At 52.1% G+C, this 18,729-nt stretch carries 20 protein-coding genes; 9 read left to right on the top strand and 11 right to left on the bottom strand.

The features are described 5' to 3' along the window. Window positions 1-44: 44 nt before the first annotated feature. Entirely contained in the window at window positions 45-833 is a 789-nt protein-coding gene (locus ACMGGM_RS19360; protein ID WP_014882987.1) for a deaminated glutathione amidase, read from the bottom strand. Window positions 834-900: 67 nt separating this feature from the next. Between ACMGGM_RS19360 and crcB the strand changes: the two genes are divergently transcribed. Further along, window positions 901-1,284: a fluoride efflux transporter CrcB gene (gene crcB, locus ACMGGM_RS19355; RefSeq protein ID WP_014882986.1), complete on the top strand. Its 384-nt coding sequence runs from the start codon at window positions 901-903 to the stop codon at window positions 1,282-1,284. Between the two features lie 219 nt (window positions 1,285-1,503). On the opposite strand, the gene cspE is transcribed toward crcB, so the two are convergent. Further along, entirely contained in the window at window positions 1,504-1,713 is a 210-nt protein-coding gene (gene cspE, locus ACMGGM_RS19350; protein WP_002439184.1) for a transcription antiterminator/RNA stability regulator CspE, read from the bottom strand. Window positions 1,714-1,903: 190 nt separating this feature from the next. Beyond that, window positions 1,904-2,479 carry a lipid IV(A) palmitoyltransferase PagP gene (gene pagP, locus ACMGGM_RS19345; protein ID WP_014882985.1) on the bottom strand — a complete coding sequence of 192 codons (576 nt, stop codon included), beginning with the start codon at window positions 2,477-2,479 and terminating at the stop codon, window positions 1,904-1,906. A gap of 432 nt (window positions 2,480-2,911) precedes the next feature. Between pagP and dcuC the strand changes: the two genes are divergently transcribed. Both dcuC and rna read left to right on the top strand, forming a co-directional pair. Next, entirely contained in the window at window positions 2,912-4,279 is a 1,368-nt protein-coding gene (gene dcuC / locus ACMGGM_RS19340) for an anaerobic C4-dicarboxylate transporter DcuC (RefSeq protein WP_014882984.1), read from the top strand. 94 nt (window positions 4,280-4,373) lie between these two features. Then, window positions 4,374-5,183 (top strand): ribonuclease I, encoded by an 810-nt coding sequence (rna, locus tag ACMGGM_RS19335; protein ID WP_023336912.1) that lies wholly within the window; start codon window positions 4,374-4,376, stop codon window positions 5,181-5,183. On the opposite strand, the gene ACMGGM_RS19330 is transcribed toward rna, so the two are convergent. Next, window positions 5,177-5,794: a flavin reductase family protein gene (locus ACMGGM_RS19330; protein ID WP_023336911.1), complete on the bottom strand. Its 618-nt coding sequence runs from the start codon at window positions 5,792-5,794 to the stop codon at window positions 5,177-5,179. The two genes, rna and ACMGGM_RS19330, sit on opposite strands and share 7 nt — an antisense overlap. A 269-nt stretch (window positions 5,795-6,063) precedes the next feature. Here ACMGGM_RS19330 and rnk point away from each other — a divergent pair, with 269 nt between their 5' ends. From rnk to uspG, 3 genes are all read left to right on the top strand, one after another. Then, window positions 6,064-6,474, top strand: a complete 411-nt coding sequence (rnk, locus tag ACMGGM_RS19325) for a nucleoside diphosphate kinase regulator (protein ID WP_014882981.1) — start codon at window positions 6,064-6,066, stop codon at window positions 6,472-6,474. 139 nt (window positions 6,475-6,613) lie between these two features. Further along, on the top strand, window positions 6,614-6,703 hold the full coding sequence (gene yldA / locus ACMGGM_RS19320; protein WP_350028918.1) for a small membrane protein YldA: 90 nt from the start codon (window positions 6,614-6,616) through the stop codon (window positions 6,701-6,703). 149 nt (window positions 6,704-6,852) lie between these two features. Then, entirely contained in the window at window positions 6,853-7,281 is a 429-nt protein-coding gene (uspG, locus tag ACMGGM_RS19315) for a universal stress protein UspG (protein WP_014882980.1), read from the top strand. Window positions 7,282-7,320: 39 nt separating this feature from the next. Here the strand turns inward: uspG and ACMGGM_RS19310 are convergent, their stop codons facing one another. From ACMGGM_RS19310 to ahpC, 6 genes are all read right to left on the bottom strand, one after another. Beyond that, entirely contained in the window at window positions 7,321-8,088 is a 768-nt protein-coding gene (locus ACMGGM_RS19310) for a dimethyl sulfoxide reductase anchor subunit family protein (protein ID WP_014882979.1), read from the bottom strand. Beyond that, on the bottom strand, window positions 8,088-8,645 hold the full coding sequence (locus ACMGGM_RS19305) for a 4Fe-4S dicluster domain-containing protein (RefSeq protein ID WP_014882978.1): 558 nt from the start codon (window positions 8,643-8,645) through the stop codon (window positions 8,088-8,090). The genes ACMGGM_RS19310 and ACMGGM_RS19305 overlap by 1 nt, the downstream gene beginning before the upstream one ends. Beyond that, window positions 8,642-10,918, bottom strand: a complete 2,277-nt coding sequence (locus ACMGGM_RS19300; RefSeq protein WP_045134268.1) for a molybdopterin-dependent oxidoreductase — start codon at window positions 10,916-10,918, stop codon at window positions 8,642-8,644. Before ACMGGM_RS19300 ends, ACMGGM_RS19305 begins: the two co-directional genes overlap by 4 nt. Then, window positions 10,915-11,490 (bottom strand): molecular chaperone, encoded by a 576-nt coding sequence (locus ACMGGM_RS19295; protein ID WP_045134269.1) that lies wholly within the window; start codon window positions 11,488-11,490, stop codon window positions 10,915-10,917. The genes ACMGGM_RS19300 and ACMGGM_RS19295 overlap by 4 nt, the downstream gene beginning before the upstream one ends. A gap of 186 nt (window positions 11,491-11,676) precedes the next feature. Beyond that, window positions 11,677-13,242, bottom strand: a complete 1,566-nt coding sequence (ahpF, locus tag ACMGGM_RS19290; RefSeq protein ID WP_014882975.1) for an alkyl hydroperoxide reductase subunit F — start codon at window positions 13,240-13,242, stop codon at window positions 11,677-11,679. Window positions 13,243-13,427: 185 nt separating this feature from the next. Continuing rightward, a complete protein-coding gene (ahpC, locus tag ACMGGM_RS19285; RefSeq protein ID WP_014882974.1) occupies window positions 13,428-13,991 on the bottom strand; it encodes an alkyl hydroperoxide reductase subunit C in 564 nt (187 codons plus the stop codon). A 616-nt stretch (window positions 13,992-14,607) separates the two neighbouring features. Here ahpC and citR point away from each other — a divergent pair. The 3 genes from citR (at window position 14,608) to ACMGGM_RS19270 (ending at window position 17,512) form a co-directional block, all read left to right on the top strand. Further along, window positions 14,608-15,510 carry a DNA-binding transcriptional repressor CitR gene (gene citR / locus ACMGGM_RS19280; protein WP_045134270.1) on the top strand — a complete coding sequence of 301 codons (903 nt, stop codon included), beginning with the start codon at window positions 14,608-14,610 and terminating at the stop codon, window positions 15,508-15,510. 167 nt (window positions 15,511-15,677) lie between these two features. After that, window positions 15,678-16,901 (top strand): phosphoadenosine phosphosulfate reductase, encoded by a 1,224-nt coding sequence (locus ACMGGM_RS19275; RefSeq protein ID WP_023332379.1) that lies wholly within the window; start codon window positions 15,678-15,680, stop codon window positions 16,899-16,901. Next, entirely contained in the window at window positions 16,886-17,512 is a 627-nt protein-coding gene (locus ACMGGM_RS19270) for an IbrB-like domain-containing protein (RefSeq protein ID WP_014882971.1), read from the top strand. The genes ACMGGM_RS19275 and ACMGGM_RS19270 overlap by 16 nt, the downstream gene beginning before the upstream one ends. Here the strand turns inward: ACMGGM_RS19270 and ACMGGM_RS19265 are convergent, their stop codons facing one another. After that, entirely contained in the window at window positions 17,513-18,673 is a 1,161-nt protein-coding gene (locus tag ACMGGM_RS19265) for a pyridoxal phosphate-dependent aminotransferase (RefSeq protein WP_014882970.1), read from the bottom strand. It lies immediately after the preceding gene. Window positions 18,674-18,729: the final 56 nt, after the last annotated feature.

Below are 18,729 nucleotides of genomic sequence, written 5' to 3'. Positions count from 1 at the left end.
TAGCAATCTGTAACAAGGTGAATCAAGCATTGTTGAAAAAAACATCACATTAATTGCGGTGGCGCAAAGCGTCGGTTACGAAGAACAGGTAATTGCTGACGCGCAAGCGCAATTCTTTCTAAAAATATCTCCGTCATCAGCAGCACCGGCGCTTCCGCTGCTGCGGCAACCGTGACTCCCAGTGGATCAACTACCCTGCTCTGCCCGATATTTTTATTGCCACACTCCCCGGAAGCAACGACATAGCAGGTCGTGTCCAGCGCGCGCGCCGCAAGCAGCGTTGCCCAATGCTGCTCTTTCAGCGGTCCCTTAACCCATGCAGCAGGCAATACCAGCACGTCTGCCCCTTGCAGGGCCAGATGCAATGCCAGCTCAGGAAAACGCAGGTCGTAGCAGGTCATTAACCCAACCTTAAACCCGTCAATATCAATTAACGGCGCAACGCGGTCACCAGGGTCAACACGCCGTGACTCCTGAATGCTGAACGCATCATAAAGATGAAGCTTGGCATAGCGCGCGATAATCACGCCATCACGGATAGCCACCAGCGTATTTACGGCGCGCCCCGGCGCTGAAGGAACGTGCACTGTTAAGATGGTCGTCATCGCGTTACCCACGCTCTCGGTGAGCAACGGCTGTAAAAAATCGCCATCAAGCGGCTGCGCGGACTTCACGGACAGATCCGGGTCATTATCATCCCTTGCCAGCAGCGCTTCCGGGAGAACCAACAGCGACGCGCCCTTCTGCCGGGCCTGTGTCATCAGGTTCACGCATTGTAGTGCATTAACCTGCCAGTCAGGCGTGACTGCAAACTGCCCTACCGCCACATACATATTTGTCCCCTCATCATAAACAGCGTTAAACTCGCTACTCTTACACATCAAATAGCAGGTATTTAGCGTGTTACAACTCCTTTTGGCTGTTTTTATTGGTGGAGGCACAGGGAGCGTTGCGAGATGGTTCCTGAGTATGCGGTTTAACCCCCTGCACCAGGCGATTCCCATGGGGACACTGGCTGCCAACCTGATTGGTGCTTTTATCATTGGTATGGGGCTGGCCTGGTTTAACCGGATGACGCACATCGATCCCATGTGGAAGGTCCTGATTACCACCGGGTTCTGTGGCGGTTTAACGACTTTCTCAACCTTTTCTGCGGAAACGGTTTTTCTCTTTCAGGAAGGCCGTATCGGCTGGGCGCTGGTGAATATCGCGATCAACATGCTTGGATCCTTCGCGATGACGGGGATCGCATTTTGGCTATTTTCCTCAGTAAGCACGCATTAACCGTCGGGGCGTTAATGTTGGCTTAATTTTTCTCTGTCACTCTGGAGGCCATACTGAACGAGGGTGACAGAATGAAACAGAATCTGATGAGCGCAGGAATGGTGTTGTTGAGCGTACTGATCGTTGCCAGCTTCCTGAAAATGTACCTGCTTGGCTGATTCATAACGAAAAAAACCCGCTCAATGAGCGGGTTTTGAAATTCTTGCTGACGCGTCTGAATTACAGAGCGATTACGTTAGCAGCAGAAGGGCCTTTGGCACCGTTAGTGATTTCGAACTCTACGCGCTGACCTTCAGCCAGAGTTTTGAAACCATTAGACTGGATTGCAGAGAAGTGTACGAACACATCTTTGCTGCCATCTTCAGGAGTAATGAAACCGAATCCTTTGGACTCATTAAACCACTTAACGTTACCTTTAATCTTAGACATCAAAATTACCTTTACATTAAAAAACGACACAAATGCTGTGTCGGTTACCAGTACAACAATTGTGGGACCTTTTGTCCAGCGGATCTTTGACAAAAAGTGACTAAAGTCGCGTTAATTTTCACTGGCAGATTTTTATCGCTTAGGAATCAATGCCTGCGCGTTTTTTCACCAGCTGGTAACCTTTTTTCAGTCAAAACTGAAAACGCATCCAGGCGAAGTAAACGTTACCGTTGTTGTACGTCCCGGGGATGTAGGTCATCTGGAACGTTGCCGGGCCATAGCCAATCGAGGCCAAAGGCAGCAGCACGGGGATCGGAATGTAGTTCCAGTTATCACGCGCCGTCACTCCTGCGGTATAGCCTAACCCGACGTGGAAATTCTCGTCCGCCAGCGGGCGCCACGTTTTCTCCCAGCCGTAACCCCCAATCGGTTCCCATTTATTAAACGAGTCTTTAAAGGCCATCAGATAGATGCCGTGCCAGTTTCCTTTCTCATCCCAGCGTGACTGACCAAAACCAGCCCCCCACGGGCGCTCGTTGTATTTATCTGTTTTCTCTTTGTCATAAGCAAAGCGCGCATGCCACGTTATTGCCGGTACATAGAGATCATAATGTTCAGGTGCTGACCAGGTCTGCGAAACATTATCCGTAAAAGTAGAGAACCAGCCTTTATTCGTCGCGTTGTCTTCTGCCTGTGCAACAGATGAAAACGTTAACTGACCAAAAATAAACAATAAAAGAGAGAAAAAAGTATTACGTAAGCTCACAATGCAATTACCATTCTTAATATTCGAAGCAAAGTTTACCACACAATAGTTGAACCATGTCTTAACGGCATCAGCACTACTCCTAAATATCAGGCCTCTTTTCGGGAATATTCTTAAGGCAGCGTTCAGGCTGGCCCAAATAAACCTACAATATGTATGACTATAACATTTTCATCCATCCCGATTAACAGGCCGAAAAACACATAATTTTAACATTTTGTTATCATTAAAGAGACATGCTACGCTGTTTCTGGCGGTCAACTTCCTGATGACATAAATGCCTGGGCCATGGCAAAAACGCTGTGATACTGTTCTTTAGTCGTCTATTTATTGATTTTAATCAGCAAGGACAGGCCATTAATTCGGCACATTTTCATCCTTCTTATTTTATTAATTTTTTTCTACCTCAGGGCACAGGATACAGGGGAAACCATGCTTACGTTTATCGAACTCCTTATTGGGGTCGTCGTCATTGTCGGTGTAGCCCGCTACATCATTAAAGGGTACTCAGCCACGGGCGTTTTATTTGTTGGCGGCTTAACTCTCCTGATTGTCAGCGCATTAATGGGGCATCAGGTATTACCTGCCAGCGCAGCCAGCACGGGTTATACTGCCACGGATATTGTTGAATATATTAAAATACTGCTCATGAGCCGTGGCGGCGATCTCGGTATGATGATCATGATGCTGTGCGGTTTTGCCGCCTACATGACCCATATCGGCGCTAATGACATGGTGGTTAAGCTTGCCTCGAAACCCCTGCAGTATATTAACTCCCCGTATCTGTTAATGGTTGCCGCCTATTTCCTCGCCTGTCTGATGTCGCTGGCCGTTTCATCGGCCACCGGTCTTGGCGTACTGTTAATGGCCACGCTGTTCCCGGTGATGGTGAACGTGGGCATCAGCCGCGGTGCAGCGGCAGCCATTTGCGCATCACCGGCCGCCATTATTCTTTCCCCAACCTCTGGCGACGTTGTGCTGGCCGCCAAAGCAGCCGAGATGTCGCTGATCGACTTCGCCTTTAAGACCACGCTGCCGATCTCGATTGTCGCCATTGTGGGAATGGGGGTCGCGCATTTCTTCTGGCAGCGCTATCTCGATAAAAAAGAGAACATCAGCCATGAGATGATGGATGTCAGCGAAATCACCACCACCGCTCCAGCGTTCTACGCCATTCTGCCGTTCACACCGATTATCGGCGTGCTGATTTTTGACGGCAAATGGGGTCCACAGCTGCACATTATTACTATTCTGGTCATCTGTATGCTGCTGGCTGCCGTGCTGGAATTCGTGCGCGGTTTCAACACGCAAAAAGTCTTCTCCGGCCTGGAAGTGGCGTATCGTGGAATGGCGGATGCCTTCGCGGGCGTGGTGATGCTGTTGGTTGCGGCAGGCGTGTTTGCCCAGGGTCTGAGCACTATTGGCTTTATCCAGAGCCTGATCTCCATCGCCACGTCGTTCGGCTCAGCCAGTATTATCCTGATGCTGGTGCTGGTCGTTCTGACCATGCTGGCGGCGATGACCACCGGTTCTGGTAACGCGCCGTTTTACGCTTTCGTTGAGATGATCCCTAAGCTGGCTCACTCCTCTGGCATCAACCCGGCTTACCTGTCTATTCCGATGCTTCAGGCCTCAAACCTGGGTCGCACTATCTCTCCTGTTTCAGGCGTGGTCGTTGCGGTTGCCGGTATGGCAAAAATCTCTCCGTTTGAGGTCGTCAAACGCACGTCAGTCCCGGTGCTGGTTGGCCTGATCATCGTCATTATTGCTACCGAAGTGCTGGTTCCCGGCGCTGCCTAAGTAAAATTCCTGATTTCCAAAAAGCGCCTGCTGGCGCTTTTTGTGCTTTAATAACTCCCAAAAATTAATCGAGCACAACCAATCAGGAAATCACATGTTCAGGAAGGATATTGTTATCTCGTCTGGCGCAGTTGCGCTTGCACTCAGTGTCTTCTCCGCACAGGCAGAACCGCTCAACGCTACGCAATATGGCGATTTCGATCGCTATGTACTGGCGCTGTCCTGGCAAACCGGGTTTTGTCAAAGCATGGTTGAGCGTAACCGCAATGAACCGGATGAATGTCGTCTGCAAAAAGAGAGCGAAAATAAAGCCGATTTTCTGACCGTCCACGGGTTATGGCCTGGTCTGCCGAAATCGATAGCGGCACGAGGCGTGGATGAACGTCGATGGATGCGATTTGGTTGTGCCACGCGTCCCATCCCGAATATGCCGGAAGCAAAGGCCAGCCGCAAATGTGCTGCTGCCGAAACCGGGCTGTCGCTTTCCGGTGCGGCAAAACTTAATGAGGTGATGCCAGGCGCGGGCGGAAACTCCTGCCTGGAACGGTACGAATACGCCAAGCATGGCGTCTGTTTTGGTTTTGATCCCGATGCCTATTTCGGCACCATGGTGAGAATGAATCAGGAAATGAAAAACAGTGCCGTCGGTCAATTCCTCGCGGCTAACTACGGTAAAGCCGTCAGTCGTCGTGATTTTGACAACGCCATTGCCAAAAGCTGGGGCAAAGAAAACATCAAAGCCTTTAAGCTGACCTGCAATGGCAACCCGGCGTATCTCACTGAGATGCAGATTTCGCTGAAAGCAGACACCATTAACCAACCGCTTTCCACAACGTCCTTTGCCCCGCAGCCACATCCTGGTAACTGCGGAAAACAATTTGTCATTGATAAAGCCGGTTATTGACCCACCACCGGGCGCACCATATCGAACCGGTGTTCATCACTGATCCCATAGTACGCCGTCGGCCCACCCGCTCGCAGGATGGGCTGCGCTTTCGCCGTCTGGTATATCCCCTCTTCCAGTAGCGTTTCCGCTATATGGATCCCCACCACTTCACCCAGCACCAGCCAGGTATCAACCGGGGTGCCATCGGCTCCGGTAAGCTGAATGCACTGAGAAAGGCGGCACTCAAAATTGACCGGGCTTTCCGCCACACGAGGAGCACTCACCAGTTGGCTTGCGGCGGGGGTTAATCCTGCAAAGGTAAATTCATCCCGATCGTGAGGAAGCGTAGCCGAGGTTTGATTCATGGCATGTGCCAGATCGCGCGTCGCCAGATTCCAGACAAACTCCTTTGTCTCGTGAATATTTCGCACGCTGTCTTTCCAGCCGTTGCTGGAAAAGCCGATGATCGGCGGGCGATAGTTAAAACAGTTAAAGAAGCTATACGGCGCGAGATTCAACTGACCGGCCCGATCGCAAGAGGAGATCCAGCCAATCGGACGGGGACCAATAATGGCGTTCAGCGGGTCATGCGGCAGGCCGTGCCCCTGAGACGGTTGATAGAAGTACATAGTGCTCTCTCGTTGATGGGGCAGACACGCATAATGCTTCGCGCAACACCCGGGTTCAGGATACTCAGCGTAACGCAATCCGCCTGGAATTAAGACTGAATAAATTTCAGCGAAAATTCATATGGGACATGAATGTGACCTTCATCACTTCAAACTTGAGCGTTCAGCCAGTATCATCGGGTAAGTTAAACCCTCGCTGCCAGACGGCGAGGGTTTTCTTTTGGATTGGTTTCTGCGTTAGACGCAGCATTAACGACATGGAGTAAAAAATGTCCAGACCCACCATTATCATCAATGAACTCGACGCAGAACGTATCGACCGATTGCTGGAAAAAGCCGAATTCGCCTCACTTCCGGTGGCCGATGCCCTGAATGAGGAACTCGACCGCGCGCAGATGTGCACACCTGAGTCAATGCCGCATGACGTGGTCACCATGAACAGCCGGGTAAAATTCCGCAACCTGACCACCGGTGAAGAGCTGACCCGCACGCTGGTTTACCCGGCTCAGATGACTGACAGCAGCGCGCAGCTTTCGGTTCTTGCCCCTGTCGGCGCCGCACTGCTGGGACTGCGCACAGGAGATACCATCCACTGGGATTTACCGGGCGGGGCCTCCACTCATCTGGAAGTGCTGGAACTGCTCTACCAGCCAGAAGCTGCGGGCGATTACCTGCGTTAATCCCTTCTGAACAAGCGCCCACTCGCTTTGCACAGAGGATGCACCCGCATCCTCTTTCCGCAAATTCACCTGATTTTCCTATATCACCCTTATTCCCCTTAATACACGCTTAATCTGTTTTGGTGCCGTGGGGACGGTCATGGGTGAGATAGTGGTTATCACATTCATTTTTTTACTTTTTGTGGCCATCATCGTCTCGGCTGTGCTTTACCTTGAACGCCACTGGTGAACGCTCACGTCACCGCTCTGCCCCGCACGCTGCGCAATGATTTTTTTCGCGGCATCACGATCGTCATCAAAATTGACGGAGTGATTACAGAATCCATAACTATTTTGTGGTTGAATGATTTCAGCGTTTATAAACAAGGAGAAACGGGTATGTATCAGAGAATCATTATGCCGGTTGATGTTTTTGAAATGGAACTGAGTGACAAAGCAGTGCGTCACGCGGAATTTCTCGCACAGCAGGACGGTATTATTCACCTTTTACATGTCTTGCCGGGCTCCGCCAGCCTGAGTCTGCACCGCTTTGCCGCCGATGTGCGTCGCTTCGAAGAGCACTTACAGCACGAAGCCGAGACGCGCCTGCAAACCATGGTCGGGCATTTCAGCATCGACCCGTCGCGCATCAAAACCCACGTCCGGTTCGGTAGCGTACGCGATGCCGTCAATGAACTGGCCGCGGAGCTGAATGCAGACGTAGTGGTGATCGGTTCACGCAATCCTTCCATCACCACTCACCTGCTAGGGTCAAACGCCTCCAGCGTGATCCGCCATACCCACATTCCGGTGATGGTGGTTCGTTAACTGCCCATAAAAAACCCCGCTTGCGCGGGGTTTTGTTTATCAGTACAGATGACCAATATTGACGATGGTACTGACGGTATCACCGAAGAAGGTCAGGCGGCTGAGCACCACGCCCACCAGCAGGATAACAAATACGGCTTTCTGCATCGGATGGCGCCTTAGCGACAACGTGAACCCCACGACGCAGCACAGCAGGCAGCCCAGATAGAGCGGCGAGCTTAACCAGGCGTGAGCGGTCATTTTCATGATGGTGCCGCCGCTGAGCCAGAGTACCGGTGCGGCAATCAGCAGCGCCATCAGGGCGATAATGCCCTGACGCAGTGCGACAGCTGACGCTTTCATCCCGAGCAGCGGTGTAGCTGCACAGCCCAACACCCAGACGGTGGCAAAGAACAGCATCATGGTGATGCCGTTGGCAATGGCCTGCATCGCCGGCGCGGCGTAGGTCATCCCCTGCACCACCACCAGCAGTATCCCGAACAGGGACGCCAGCAGCGCTGCGCCTTTGTTGCCTTTCGTAAGAAAAGCCAGGCCAATTGTGCCGCCATACAGCGTCGCGCCGAGAATCTCACGGCTCAGCCAGGCATGTTTCAGGTTGATTAACGCATTATAAGCGTGTTCCGGGTGCGCCAGATGCAATACCGCGGCGATGGAGGCAACCCCCAGGATCAGCCCCGTGATCAGCCAGTGAAGACGGTTGCCCTGCACTTCGCCACGCAGCGTGCGCCAGCTCAACAGGAGCGTCATCCCAACGGACATCTGGCTCAGCACGGTAAAAATCACCAACGGCAGTTCGTACTTTTCCATTATTTGTCCCCCGGCTGTTTCGGCTGGCGTGCCAGAATGAAGCGCGTACCCGGATTAAGCTGCGGCATTTTTGGGAAGCCCGGCGGATACTGCACGGCATTATTTGGCAGCGGATCGGCATCCAGATCGATCAGGGTCAGCGCCCCAACCGGACAGGCGTTAACGCAGGCAGGATTCAAGCCGATATCCAGACGCTCATAGCACATGCTGCACTTCTCGGCCTTCTGCGTTTCCTCATTGAAGCGCGGAGCGCCATACGGACAATTGCGGATACAGTTTTTACAGCCGATGCAGCGCTCAGGGTTATGCACCACCACGCCATCATCACGTTTGGTGTAGGCTTCCACCGGGCACGCCGCCAGACAAGCGGGGTTTTCACAGTGGTTACAGGCCAGCGAAAAGAACGCACGCTCCTCATGCGGGTAAATTTCTTTATCCAGCGGGTAGACATAGCGCCAGAAACGTTCGGGTTCGAGCTGGTTGAAGCTCTTACAGGCCATGGCGCATCCGCGGCAACCAATACATTTATCACTGTTCACTAAAAATGCGCGTCTCATGCGTCCGCTCCTTCATTGGCAATGAGGACAATATCGACAAACTGATCGTGAATAGCCGCGCCCGGTGCACCGGTGGCCATTTTACCCATATCGGCCGGGGTATCTTTCACCACGTTCTGCACGTTATAGCTGAGCTTGTTGAACCAGGATTCGTACATGACCAGGAAATCTTCCGGTACATTGGTGGTGACTTTGGCACGCAGTTGAACCTCGCCGATCTCGTTGAATACCCGCACTGTCGCCAGGTCTCGGATCCCCTTTTTCTTCGCAGCAACCGGGTGGATATAGACAAAGGGCTCCGGCCAGAAGACCTGCATCCAGTCAAGGTTAACGAACTGCGAATGCAGGCCGTACTGCAGGTGCGGCGTAAAGAGCTGGAACGGCAGTTTACCTTCTGCGGCTGGCAGATATTCCGGCAGTGCTTTATGGCCGTTCTCTTCGCAGCGCGCGGATAAAAACTCATACTTGCCTGACGGCGTTTTGAACTTCCGATCGTGCCAGGCTGCGCTGCTCGGCATTTTGGCCTTCACCGGCCCCTTCAGCAGATCGTCCCAGGAGCTGATGCCAAACTGCTTCGCCAGCCCGTCGTTGAATTCCAGATCCAGCCATTTTTTCTGGTCAACATCCTGTGGGAAGGTGCAAGAGCCCGGTTCCATTTTGTTGATGGTACGGGAGAGCAACACGGCAATATCCAGGTCGCTCTTGCATTCGTACATCGGCTTGATGGCAGGTTCGTTTACCGTCAGCCAGTAGTGCCAGTAAGACGAAGAGGCGCTCCAGTGCTCGAAGGTGGTGGTGACAGGCAGAACGATATCCGCGTGCTGAACCGTCTCGTTAAAGAACTGATCCACGCACACCACCATTTCCAGCTTGTCGAACGCTTTTTTCATCTTGTTGCGGTCGAAGTCCTGGGCAAACGGGTTCTTACAGGCCACCCACAGCATGCGGATAGGGGGATCGTTGGCGTCCAGAATGCTTTGCGCAGTCTGGTTCAGGTTGAGCGCGCGGTCAGAGTACTTGCGCTTTTCGCCGCTATCGCTGACAAACTCGCCCACCGGGCCTGATGCCCCTTCCATCCCTACAGAACCCACCGGGGGTGTCTGCGTCATTGCGTGGTAGTTATAGCCCCAGGTCTGCAGATGGCCGTAGCGAGCGCCACCGCCTTCTACGCCGATATTGCCGGTCATGGCGACAAAGGCATCAATCGCACGCACGTTCGCGCCGCCGTTCACGTGGCGCTGCATACCGTAACCAATCCAGACGGTGGAAGGCTTAACCGCCGTGAACTCCTCGGCAAGCTGGCGAATCACATCCGGCGCCAGACCACAAATTTCCGATGCCCACTCTACCGTGATGTTGTTGAGCAAGTACTGCTCAAACTCCGGATACCCGTGCGCGAAATGATTGACGAACTCCTGGTCCACGCGGCCGGTGTCCACCAGATGGCGCGCCATACCCAGCGCCAGCGCACCGTCTGAACCTGAACGCACGCGCAGATAGAGGTCGGCTTTCGCGGCAGTTTGCGAGAACAGCGGATCGATAACCACCACTTTCGCCCCTTTCTCGCGGGCCTGATAGATGTACTTCATGGTGTGCATGGAGCACCAGGCCGGGTTCGCCCCCCAGAGGATAATGTATTTGGCTTTAACCAGATCTTCCGGGTCGTTACACCACATGTCGCCCATGTCGTAGTGCTGTGCGTCAATGCCCGCAGGCCAGCACGGCGTACCGGCAAAACGCGTGGTGTAGCCGAGCGAGGACATCATCCCCTCCACGGCATAGCTCATCACCCCCAGGTTGCCGGAATATTTGGTCAGCGCCAGGCCAAGCAGGGAGCCATCTTTCTTTTTGATCTCCAGCATCTTGCTGGCGATCCGCTGCATGGCCTCATCCCAGGAGATGCGTCGCCATTTGCCGCTGCCGCGTCCGTCCTGAATCATCGGGTATTTTATACGGTCCGGCGAGTAGACCCGGCGCGGGTAGGTCAGCCCTTTCACGCACGGCGCACCGTGGGTAAAGGTGGATTCGCTTGCCCCCTCGACGAAGGTAATCACGTCATCTTTCACCCACGTTTTTAAGCTGCAGGTGTCATAGCAGTTACGCGGACAGGCGTTACGGAAGATTTTGTAGGTTTTCGGGTTAAACGGAATGGGCGGTTGTGCCATGGCACATCGGGAGGATAATAATCCGCCGGGTAATGCGGCGACGGTACCTAGCGCAATCAGTCCTTTTAAAAAGGAGCGCCGGTTAAGCTGCCCTTTATCAATAGTCATAATATTACTCTCGTTTTTAATTCATCAAACCAATTAGTCAGTAGCACGGCGAGGCATTTAATTACGGCTGTTTTCGCACAATCCTTTATTTTTGCGATAAATGCCGGGAGCCATAATTCGAGATGCGCGCGGACAAAACGGGTAAGTGCTTCATGATATTGCGGTGAATGTCTGGCATGCACTAATAGCATTACGGCCAGTTCAATTTCATAGCTGATATGGTCGTCGGGGACGCTATTTTCCGCGGTAACGGACAGCCCAATGCTCTGCAGGAATTCGCGCACGCTCAGCGTTGTCGCCCCCATTAGCAGAGGCTCGTCGTCCAGATAAACCGAGGCATAAGGTGGCGCCAGCAGCGTCGCCGGGCCGACAAACAGCACATTGAAGTCATACTCGACGTTTAACGCCTCATCCTGCGGCCAGGACTCACTCTCAGGGAAAAAATAGCGTAACGAGGCGCATCGCGAGGTCATATCCGCCGCGTTGAAGAAATCACGAAACATCAACCCATTTATTTCAAAGGGTGTTAACGCCTCATACATTGAAGGTGTGAATATATCTTTATCATTCATGTTAAATATAAATATTTATCAACAGAAAACGACGAGATATTATCAGCAGGCTTATTAATTTCTTTGATCGAAGCAGGTAGTTAACGCATGAAGCGTTCAATCACGACAATAATTGAGAATAAAAAAAACCAATAAAAAAGCCACCCCATGATGAGGTGGCTACTGCAGGTATCGTCTTACTTTTTTTTATGCGGTTTTGGTGCGAATCAGATAGTCAAACGAACTCAGGGACGCTTTCGCACCTTCGCCCGTGGCAATGATGATCTGTTTGTACGGCACGGTCGTACAGTCACCTGCGGCGAAGACGCCTTTTACGCTGGTTTCACATTTCGCATCAATGATGATCTCGCCCATACGGTTGCGCTCAATCGCGCCTTCCAGCCAGGTGGTGTTTGGCAGCAGACCAATCTGCACGAAAATCCCCGAAAGCTGAACGCTGTGCACGTCGCCGCTGATGCGGTCACGGTATTCCAGGCCGGTCACTTTGCTGCCGTCGCCCTTCACTTCCGTGGTCTGCGCGTTCAGGATGATGTCGACGTTTTTCAGGCTGCGAACTTTATCCTGCAGAACCTGGTCGGCCTTCATCTCTGGCGCGAACTCCAGCAGGGTCACATGTTCCACAATCCCCGCCAGGTCGATAGCCGCTTCCACGCCGGAGTTACCGCCGCCGATCACCGCTACGCGTTTACCTTTAAACAGCGGACCGTCACAGTGCGGGCAGTAGGTCACACCTTTGGTGCGGTACTGATCTTCACCCGGAACGTTCATGTTGCGCCATTTCGCGCCGGTGGCAATGATAATGCTACGCGCTTTCAGCACCGCGCCGGATGCCGTTTCAATCTGGTGTAAACCGCCTTCGACCGCAGCAGGAACCAGCTTGCTGGCGCTCTGGCTGTCGATGACATCCACGTCATAGTCGCTGACGTGCGCTTTAAGTGCGCCAGCCAGTTTCTGGCCTTCGGTTTTCGGCACGGAAATGTAGTTTTCGATGTCCACGGTATCCAGTACCTGGCCGCCAAAGCGTTCACCCATCAGACCGGTACGGATCCCTTTACGCGCGGAGTAAACCGCCGCTGCCGCGCCCGCCGGGCCGGAACCGACGATCAGCACATCGTAGGCATCACGTTTGTTCAGCGCTTCTGCTGCGCGTTTTTCTGCGCCGGTATCCACTTTGGCAACAATTTCCGTCAGCGTCATGCGGCCCTGACCAAACTCCTGACCATTCAGATAGACCGCCGGCACGCCCATTACGTTACGCTCGGTGATCTCATTCTGGAACGTACCGCCGTCAATCGCCGTGTGTTTAATGCGCGGGTTCAGCACCGACATCAGGTTCAGCGCCTGCACCACGTCCGGGCAGTTGTGACAGGAGAGTGAGTAATAGGTTTCAAACTCGAAATCACCGTCGATGTCGCGGATCTGCTCCAGCAGGGCCTGCGCTTCTTTAGACGGATGCCCACCGGTCCACAGCAGCGCCAGCACCAGTGAGGTAAATTCATGCCCCAGCGGAGAGCCGGCAAAGCGCGGCCCCTGATCAGAACCCGGGTTGGCGATCAGGAAAGAAGGCTTACGGACTGCAAGCGTATTGTCTTCTTTGAAGGTCACTTTCGGTGACAGTTCAGCGATCTCTGCCAGCAGTTCCTTGATCTCTGCCGATTTCGCGCTGTCATCCAGCGTGGCAATCAGCTCAACAGGTTTGGTCAGTTTCTCAAGGTAGGCCTTGAGCTGGGTTTTCATATTCGCGTCGAGCATTGTTCTTCCCTCTCTTAAGACGTCATCATGCAAGCTGCCTTATAGGGGCGGCCTGAATGCAACTTGCATCATGGTGCTAATGAAATGGGCGCGGGCGCGCCCATGGATTGCCGGGTGGCACTTCGTTTACCCGGCCTACGATACTGTAGGCCTGTGCAAACGCGGCGCCGCCAGGCTTTGCAGACTTAGATCTTGCCGACCAGGTCTAAAGATGGAGCCAGCGTCGCTTCGCCTTCTTTCCATTTCGCCGGGCACACTTCGCCTGGGTGGGAAGCCACGTACTGAGCGGCTTTCACTTTACGCAGCAGGTCAGACGCATCACGGCCGATACCTTCAGCGGTAACTTCGATAGCCTGGATAATGCCCTGCGGGTCAACAACGAAGGTCGCGCGGTCGGCCAGACCTTCATCTTCACGCATATTGTCGAAGTTACGGGTCAGGGCGCCAGTCGGGTCGCCGATCATCGCGTATTTAATTTTCGCGATGGTTTCAGAGCTGCTGTGCCACGCTTTGTGGGTGAAGTGGGTATCGGTAGAGACAGAGTAAACGTCTACGCCCAGCTTCTGCAGTTCTTCATAGTGGTCAGCCACGTCACCCAGTTCGGTCGGGCAAACGAAGGTAAAGTCAGCCGGATAGAAGAAGAACACGCTCCAGCGACCTTCGGTATCTTTCTCAGTGACTTCAATGAACTCACCGTTTTTGAACGCCTGGTTTTTGAAAGGTTTAATTTTGGTATTAATCAAAGACATCTGTACTTCCTCCGTGTTTTCGTTGAGATGTAAGGTAACTAACTTTGCTCATCGGGGCTAATGCGTTTGCTTTATCAAATCAATCAGCCATACCTAACAACATCAACAAGACAGTAAGGTGAACCTTTTAAAGGAAACGCCAAAAGTAAAAAGGCCGCCTCTACGGGCGGCCCTTTTACCTGAATTCCCCGCAGGTACATTCAGTGCCAGCTTAAGCTGGCGTTGCGTTGCGCTCTACGCCCTTAACATCAAGGTGGTAACAGCCGTTTAATTACACCATCCGTGCCAGGCTTGAGCAATCCACGGGAGAGGCATTCCTGCCTATGGCTGTGATAGGCAGTTTCGAACATAATGACGGGGCGTTATAAATTAATTTTTATTATAAAAATAACTCAATATATAAATGACAATTGTCAATTAAAGTGCCTCTTAGTGAGATAAAATTATCTTAATCATCTTTGAAGTACTATTTTAATAATCTGACGTCGTGATATATTAAGACGCGTTTAATTTAAAATTAAGAGAGTTAACCGAAAGGATTGTAAATGGTTAACTTCAAACTATAGTTATCAGTGATGTGATAACTCATGCAAACACGACATCATCAGGACGACACATGGCAAATCTCTACGATCTTAAAAAATTTGATCTCAACCTGCTAGTCATTTTTGAATGTATCTATCAACATTTGAGTATCAGTAAAGCGGCTGAGACGCTCTATATTACTCCCTCAGCAGTGAGTCAGTCATTGCAGCGTCTGCGCGGACAACTCAACGATCCCTTGTTTATTCGTTCAGGTAAGGGCATCACCCCCACTACGGTTGGCGTCAACCTTCATCATCATCTTGAACAAAACCTCAATCAGCTTGAGCAAACCATCAATATGATGCACAGCAACGGGTTGAAGAAGAGCTTTGTCATTTACGGTCCGCAGTTTATGACGCCTAAAATCATGCTGGATCCGATGAAAATCCTGATCGAGAAGTATAACTATCAGGTTGAGCTGCATGATGTCTTCCTTGCCCCGGACTCAGCAGAAGACCTGCTGGCATACCGGAAAGCGGACCTTGTCTTCTCTTTCGCCCCGCTGAATAGCCGTTCAACGGCCTGCTGCTTGTTCCAGCAGATGTCTTTTACGCTGGTTTGCCGTCAGGATCACCCCCGCCTGGGTTTACAGGCGACGCGTGACGAAATTCTTCAGGAAAAATTTACGGCCTTCCTGAGTGATGAGTTGAGCGTAAAGAATTTTCAGGAGCATACTGAGCAACTGCTTCCCGAACGAAATATCCTGTTCCGCAGCGACTCGTTTATCTCACTGCTGTCGATGATAGGCAATTCCGATCTGATTGGATTAGCCCCTACGCCAGCCTTTGAGCAGTATGGCCCGGCATTAAATCTCCGTAAGATTGAGACTGACATTACCTTCCCGACAGTCCCGGTTTATATGATGTACAATCGCTCAGCACTGAATAATGCTTCCTTCTCCAATTTTATTGATGACTTAAACTTACCCCAATAATTATAACTGACTGTTTACAGCAGTCAGTTACTTTTAATGCATTCACAAGGGAAATGTATTTAGCGTAATTATATGATTAATTTTTACCTATAATTATCTTCTTTCTAAGAGTATCATCCCCATTATTCATGCGCCATCTGATCATTATCACTCAGTAATGGATTGATATGTCACTTTACAAATTTCCATTGAATCAAAACGTAGTCGATGCCACGCAAGAGCGAATAAAATGGACCCTGGAGAATTTATCCAGGGTGTGTGTCTCTTTTTCAGGGGGAAAAGATTCCACCGTCATGTTACATCTGACGGCATTATGCGCCCGTAAAATGAAACGCAAAATAGACGTTCTCTTTATAGACTGGGAAGCGCAATTTACTTACACCATTAATCATGTCGAACATATGCGCGCCTTATACAGCGATGTCATCGATCGTTTCTGGTGGGTAGCGCTTCCCCTCACCACGCAAAATTCCCTGTCGCAATTCCAGCCAGAGTGGCAATGCTGGGAACCCAATACCGAGTGGGTACGGCAACCGCCTGACGATGCCATAACAGATCCCGCCTTTTTCCCCTTTTACCAGGGGGGAATGTCTTTTGAGACCTTTGTGCGCAGTTTCTCGGACTGGTTCTCTCTCAACCGCCCGGCCGCCGTCATGGTCGGGATACGCGCCGATGAGTCATACAACCGTTTTCTGGCTATCGCATCAGCGCGTAAACAACGCTTTGCCGATGATAAACCCTGGACGACCGTCGCACCGGGTGGGCATGCCTGGTATATCTATCCTCTCTACGACTGGAAAACCGCGGATATCTGGACCTGGTTTGCAAAAACCGGCAATAGCTATAACACACTCTATGACCTTATGTATCAGGCCGGCGTACCACCGCGCTATATGCGCATCTGCGAACCTTTTGGCCCGGAACAGCGTCAGGGCTTATGGCTCTATCATGTTGTAGAGCCCGAACGCTGGGCGACCATGTGCGCACGTGTCAGCGGCGCGCGCAGCGGCGGAATTTACGCCGGGCACGACAACCATTTTTACGGTCACCGCAAAATACTCAAGCCGGACCATCTTTGCTGGCGGGAATATGCCCTGCTGCTTCTCGACAGCATGCCGCAGAATACGGCCGAGCATTACCGCAATAAAATCGCCATATATCTGCACTGGTACCAGAAGAGGGGCATGGAGGATATTCCCGATACCCAGGAGGGCGATATCGGTGCCAAAGACATCCCTTCATGGCGGCGCGTTTGTAAGGTTTTACTTAATAACGACTACTGGTGCAGAGCGCTGTCTTTCAGCCCAAACAAACCCAAACATTATCAGCGCTACAGCGACAGAGTGAAGGCAAAACGCAAGGAGTGGGGCATTTTATGCGACAAAGAATAATCAACGAAATCGAAACGTACCTTCAGTCACTTCCTGAAGAGGACCAAATTAACGCCATTAATGCCTTTCGCCAGGCACTGCATAAATATAGCCCGTTTAACGATCAACCCATCGACTGCGTATTGTGGATCAAACAGGACGCTATCACGGCTAACGATTACAACCCCAATAATGTGGCCCCACCGGAAAAACGGTTGCTCATTAAGTCGCTGGAACTTGATGGATTCACCCAGCCTATTGTTGTAACAGAAAACGAACCACAACATTATGAAATTGTGGATGGTTTTCATCGTCATGAGATTGGCAAAAGTCGGGCTGCGTTAAAGCGCAAGCTGAAGGGTTACCTGCCTGTCACGTGCCTGCGTCAGGAACGACTCGGTAAATATGACCGCATGGCCTCGACCATCCGACACAACCGCGCACGCGGGCGGCATCAAATCAACGCGATGTCTGAAATCGTTCGAGAACTTGCGCAGCTTGGCTGGAGCAATGAAAGAATTAGCGAAGAGCTCGGTATGGATGGTGACGAGGTGCTGCGTCTCAAACAAATCAACGGCCTGCTGGAACTGTTTGCAGACCGTCGTTACTCAGAAGCCTGGACGGTGAAATAATCAGAGCGTGTTCAAACGCTCTGCCGCGGCCAGTAGCGTCGATTCCTGCTTCGCAAAGCAGAGACGAATCAGTTTATGCGGAAAAGGATCGGCGCAGAACACCGACAACGGAATAGCGGCCACGCCGACTTCTTTTGTCAGCCACTGGCAGAAACTGACATCATCCAGATCGGAAATGGCGCTGTAGTCAGCCAGCAGGAAGTACGTCCCCTCGGAAGGCAAAATTTCCAGGCGACTTTGAGCCAGTGCGGTCACAAACAGATCCCGGCGTGCACGGTAAAAATCCGGCAGGTCGCGATAATGCTGTGGTTCATCGCGTAGCATGTCCGCCAGCGCCAGCTGAGCCGGGGTATTCACCGCAAACGTCAGGTACTGGTGTACCTTACGTAATTCAGCGCTGATGGCGGCAGGTGCCACGCAATACCCCACCTTCCAGCCGGTCATATGGTACGTTTTGCCAAATGACGACACGGCCACGGCACGTTCACGAAGCTGCGGATGGGCCAGCACGCTGGCGTGCCCTTCTTTAGTAAAACAGATGTGCTCATACACCTCGTCGCTCAGGACATAAATTTCACGTTCGGCAATGGCCTGCCACAGCGCGGCAAAATCGGCTTTCTGCCACACGCTCGCAGACGGGTTATGGGGCGTATTCAGGATCACCAGCCGCGTTTTATCGCTCAGCAGCGCAGCGAACGCCCGCCAGTCCGGGCGGAAATGCGGCGGCTGCAGCGCCACGCGTTTCACCACGCCGCCAGAGAGTTCAACCGCAGGCGCGTAGCTGTCGTAACTGGGGTCAAAACAGATGACCTCATCGCCCGCGCGCACCAGCGCGGTGATGGCCGCATACAGCGCTTCGGTCGCCCCTGCCGTCACCGTAATGTCGCTATTCGCATCCGGTTTATGGCCATACAATTCCGCCGTTTTATCCGCAATGGCTTCCCGCAGCGCCTGCACGCCCGTCATCGGCGCATACTGATTTGCTCCCTGCGCAACGTGGTACGCCAGTCGTTCCTGCAACCAGGCCGGTCCGTCAAAATCCGGGAATCCCTGAGAGAGATTAATGGCGTTGTGCTGCTGCGCCAGTGCGCTCATCTGCGTAAAGATGGTGGTGCCGAGATTAGGAAGTTTACTCTGAGGAATCAATGCGTTATTACTCATTATACGGTGCCTGCATGTAATACTTATGTTGCTGCCACTATAACACGATGTTACCA

The organism is Enterobacter sp. BNK-14 (genome assembly GCF_047456095.1).
Taxonomy (GTDB): domain Bacteria; phylum Pseudomonadota; class Gammaproteobacteria; order Enterobacterales; family Enterobacteriaceae; genus Enterobacter; species Enterobacter kobei.
Note: the sequence above shows the minus strand (reverse complement) of the source record. Positions and strands in the feature narration are given on the sequence as shown.

Coding starts and splice junctions, on each gene's coding strand:
- ACMGGM_RS19300 (WP_045134268.1), bottom strand. CDS start 10,918: ATGACTATTGATAAAGGGCAGCTTAACCGGCGCTCCTTTTTAAAAGGA.
- ACMGGM_RS19360 (WP_014882987.1), bottom strand. CDS start 833: ATGTATGTGGCGGTAGGGCAGTTTGCAGTCACGCCTGACTGGCAGGTT.
- ahpF (WP_014882975.1), bottom strand. CDS start 13,242: ATGCTCGACGCGAATATGAAAACCCAGCTCAAGGCCTACCTTGAGAAA.
- ACMGGM_RS19265 (WP_014882970.1), bottom strand. CDS start 18,673: ATGAGTAATAACGCATTGATTCCTCAGAGTAAACTTCCTAATCTCGGC.
- ACMGGM_RS19330 (WP_023336911.1), bottom strand. CDS start 5,794: ATGTACTTCTATCAACCGTCTCAGGGGCACGGCCTGCCGCATGACCCG.
- dcuC (WP_014882984.1), top strand. CDS start 2,912: ATGCTTACGTTTATCGAACTCCTTATTGGGGTCGTCGTCATTGTCGGT.
- ACMGGM_RS19275 (WP_023332379.1), top strand. CDS start 15,678: ATGTCACTTTACAAATTTCCATTGAATCAAAACGTAGTCGATGCCACG.
- uspG (WP_014882980.1), top strand. CDS start 6,853: ATGTATCAGAGAATCATTATGCCGGTTGATGTTTTTGAAATGGAACTG.
- ACMGGM_RS19305 (WP_014882978.1), bottom strand. CDS start 8,645: ATGAGACGCGCATTTTTAGTGAACAGTGATAAATGTATTGGTTGCCGC.
- ACMGGM_RS19295 (WP_045134269.1), bottom strand. CDS start 11,490: ATGAATGATAAAGATATATTCACACCTTCAATGTATGAGGCGTTAACA.
- cspE (WP_002439184.1), bottom strand. CDS start 1,713: ATGTCTAAGATTAAAGGTAACGTTAAGTGGTTTAATGAGTCCAAAGGA.
- ACMGGM_RS19310 (WP_014882979.1), bottom strand. CDS start 8,088: ATGGAAAAGTACGAACTGCCGTTGGTGATTTTTACCGTGCTGAGCCAG.
- rna (WP_023336912.1), top strand. CDS start 4,374: ATGTTCAGGAAGGATATTGTTATCTCGTCTGGCGCAGTTGCGCTTGCA.
- yldA (WP_350028918.1), top strand. CDS start 6,614: ATGGGTGAGATAGTGGTTATCACATTCATTTTTTTACTTTTTGTGGCC.
- citR (WP_045134270.1), top strand. CDS start 14,608: ATGGCAAATCTCTACGATCTTAAAAAATTTGATCTCAACCTGCTAGTC.
- ahpC (WP_014882974.1), bottom strand. CDS start 13,991: ATGTCTTTGATTAATACCAAAATTAAACCTTTCAAAAACCAGGCGTTC.
- rnk (WP_014882981.1), top strand. CDS start 6,064: ATGTCCAGACCCACCATTATCATCAATGAACTCGACGCAGAACGTATC.
- ACMGGM_RS19270 (WP_014882971.1), top strand. CDS start 16,886: ATGCGACAAAGAATAATCAACGAAATCGAAACGTACCTTCAGTCACTT.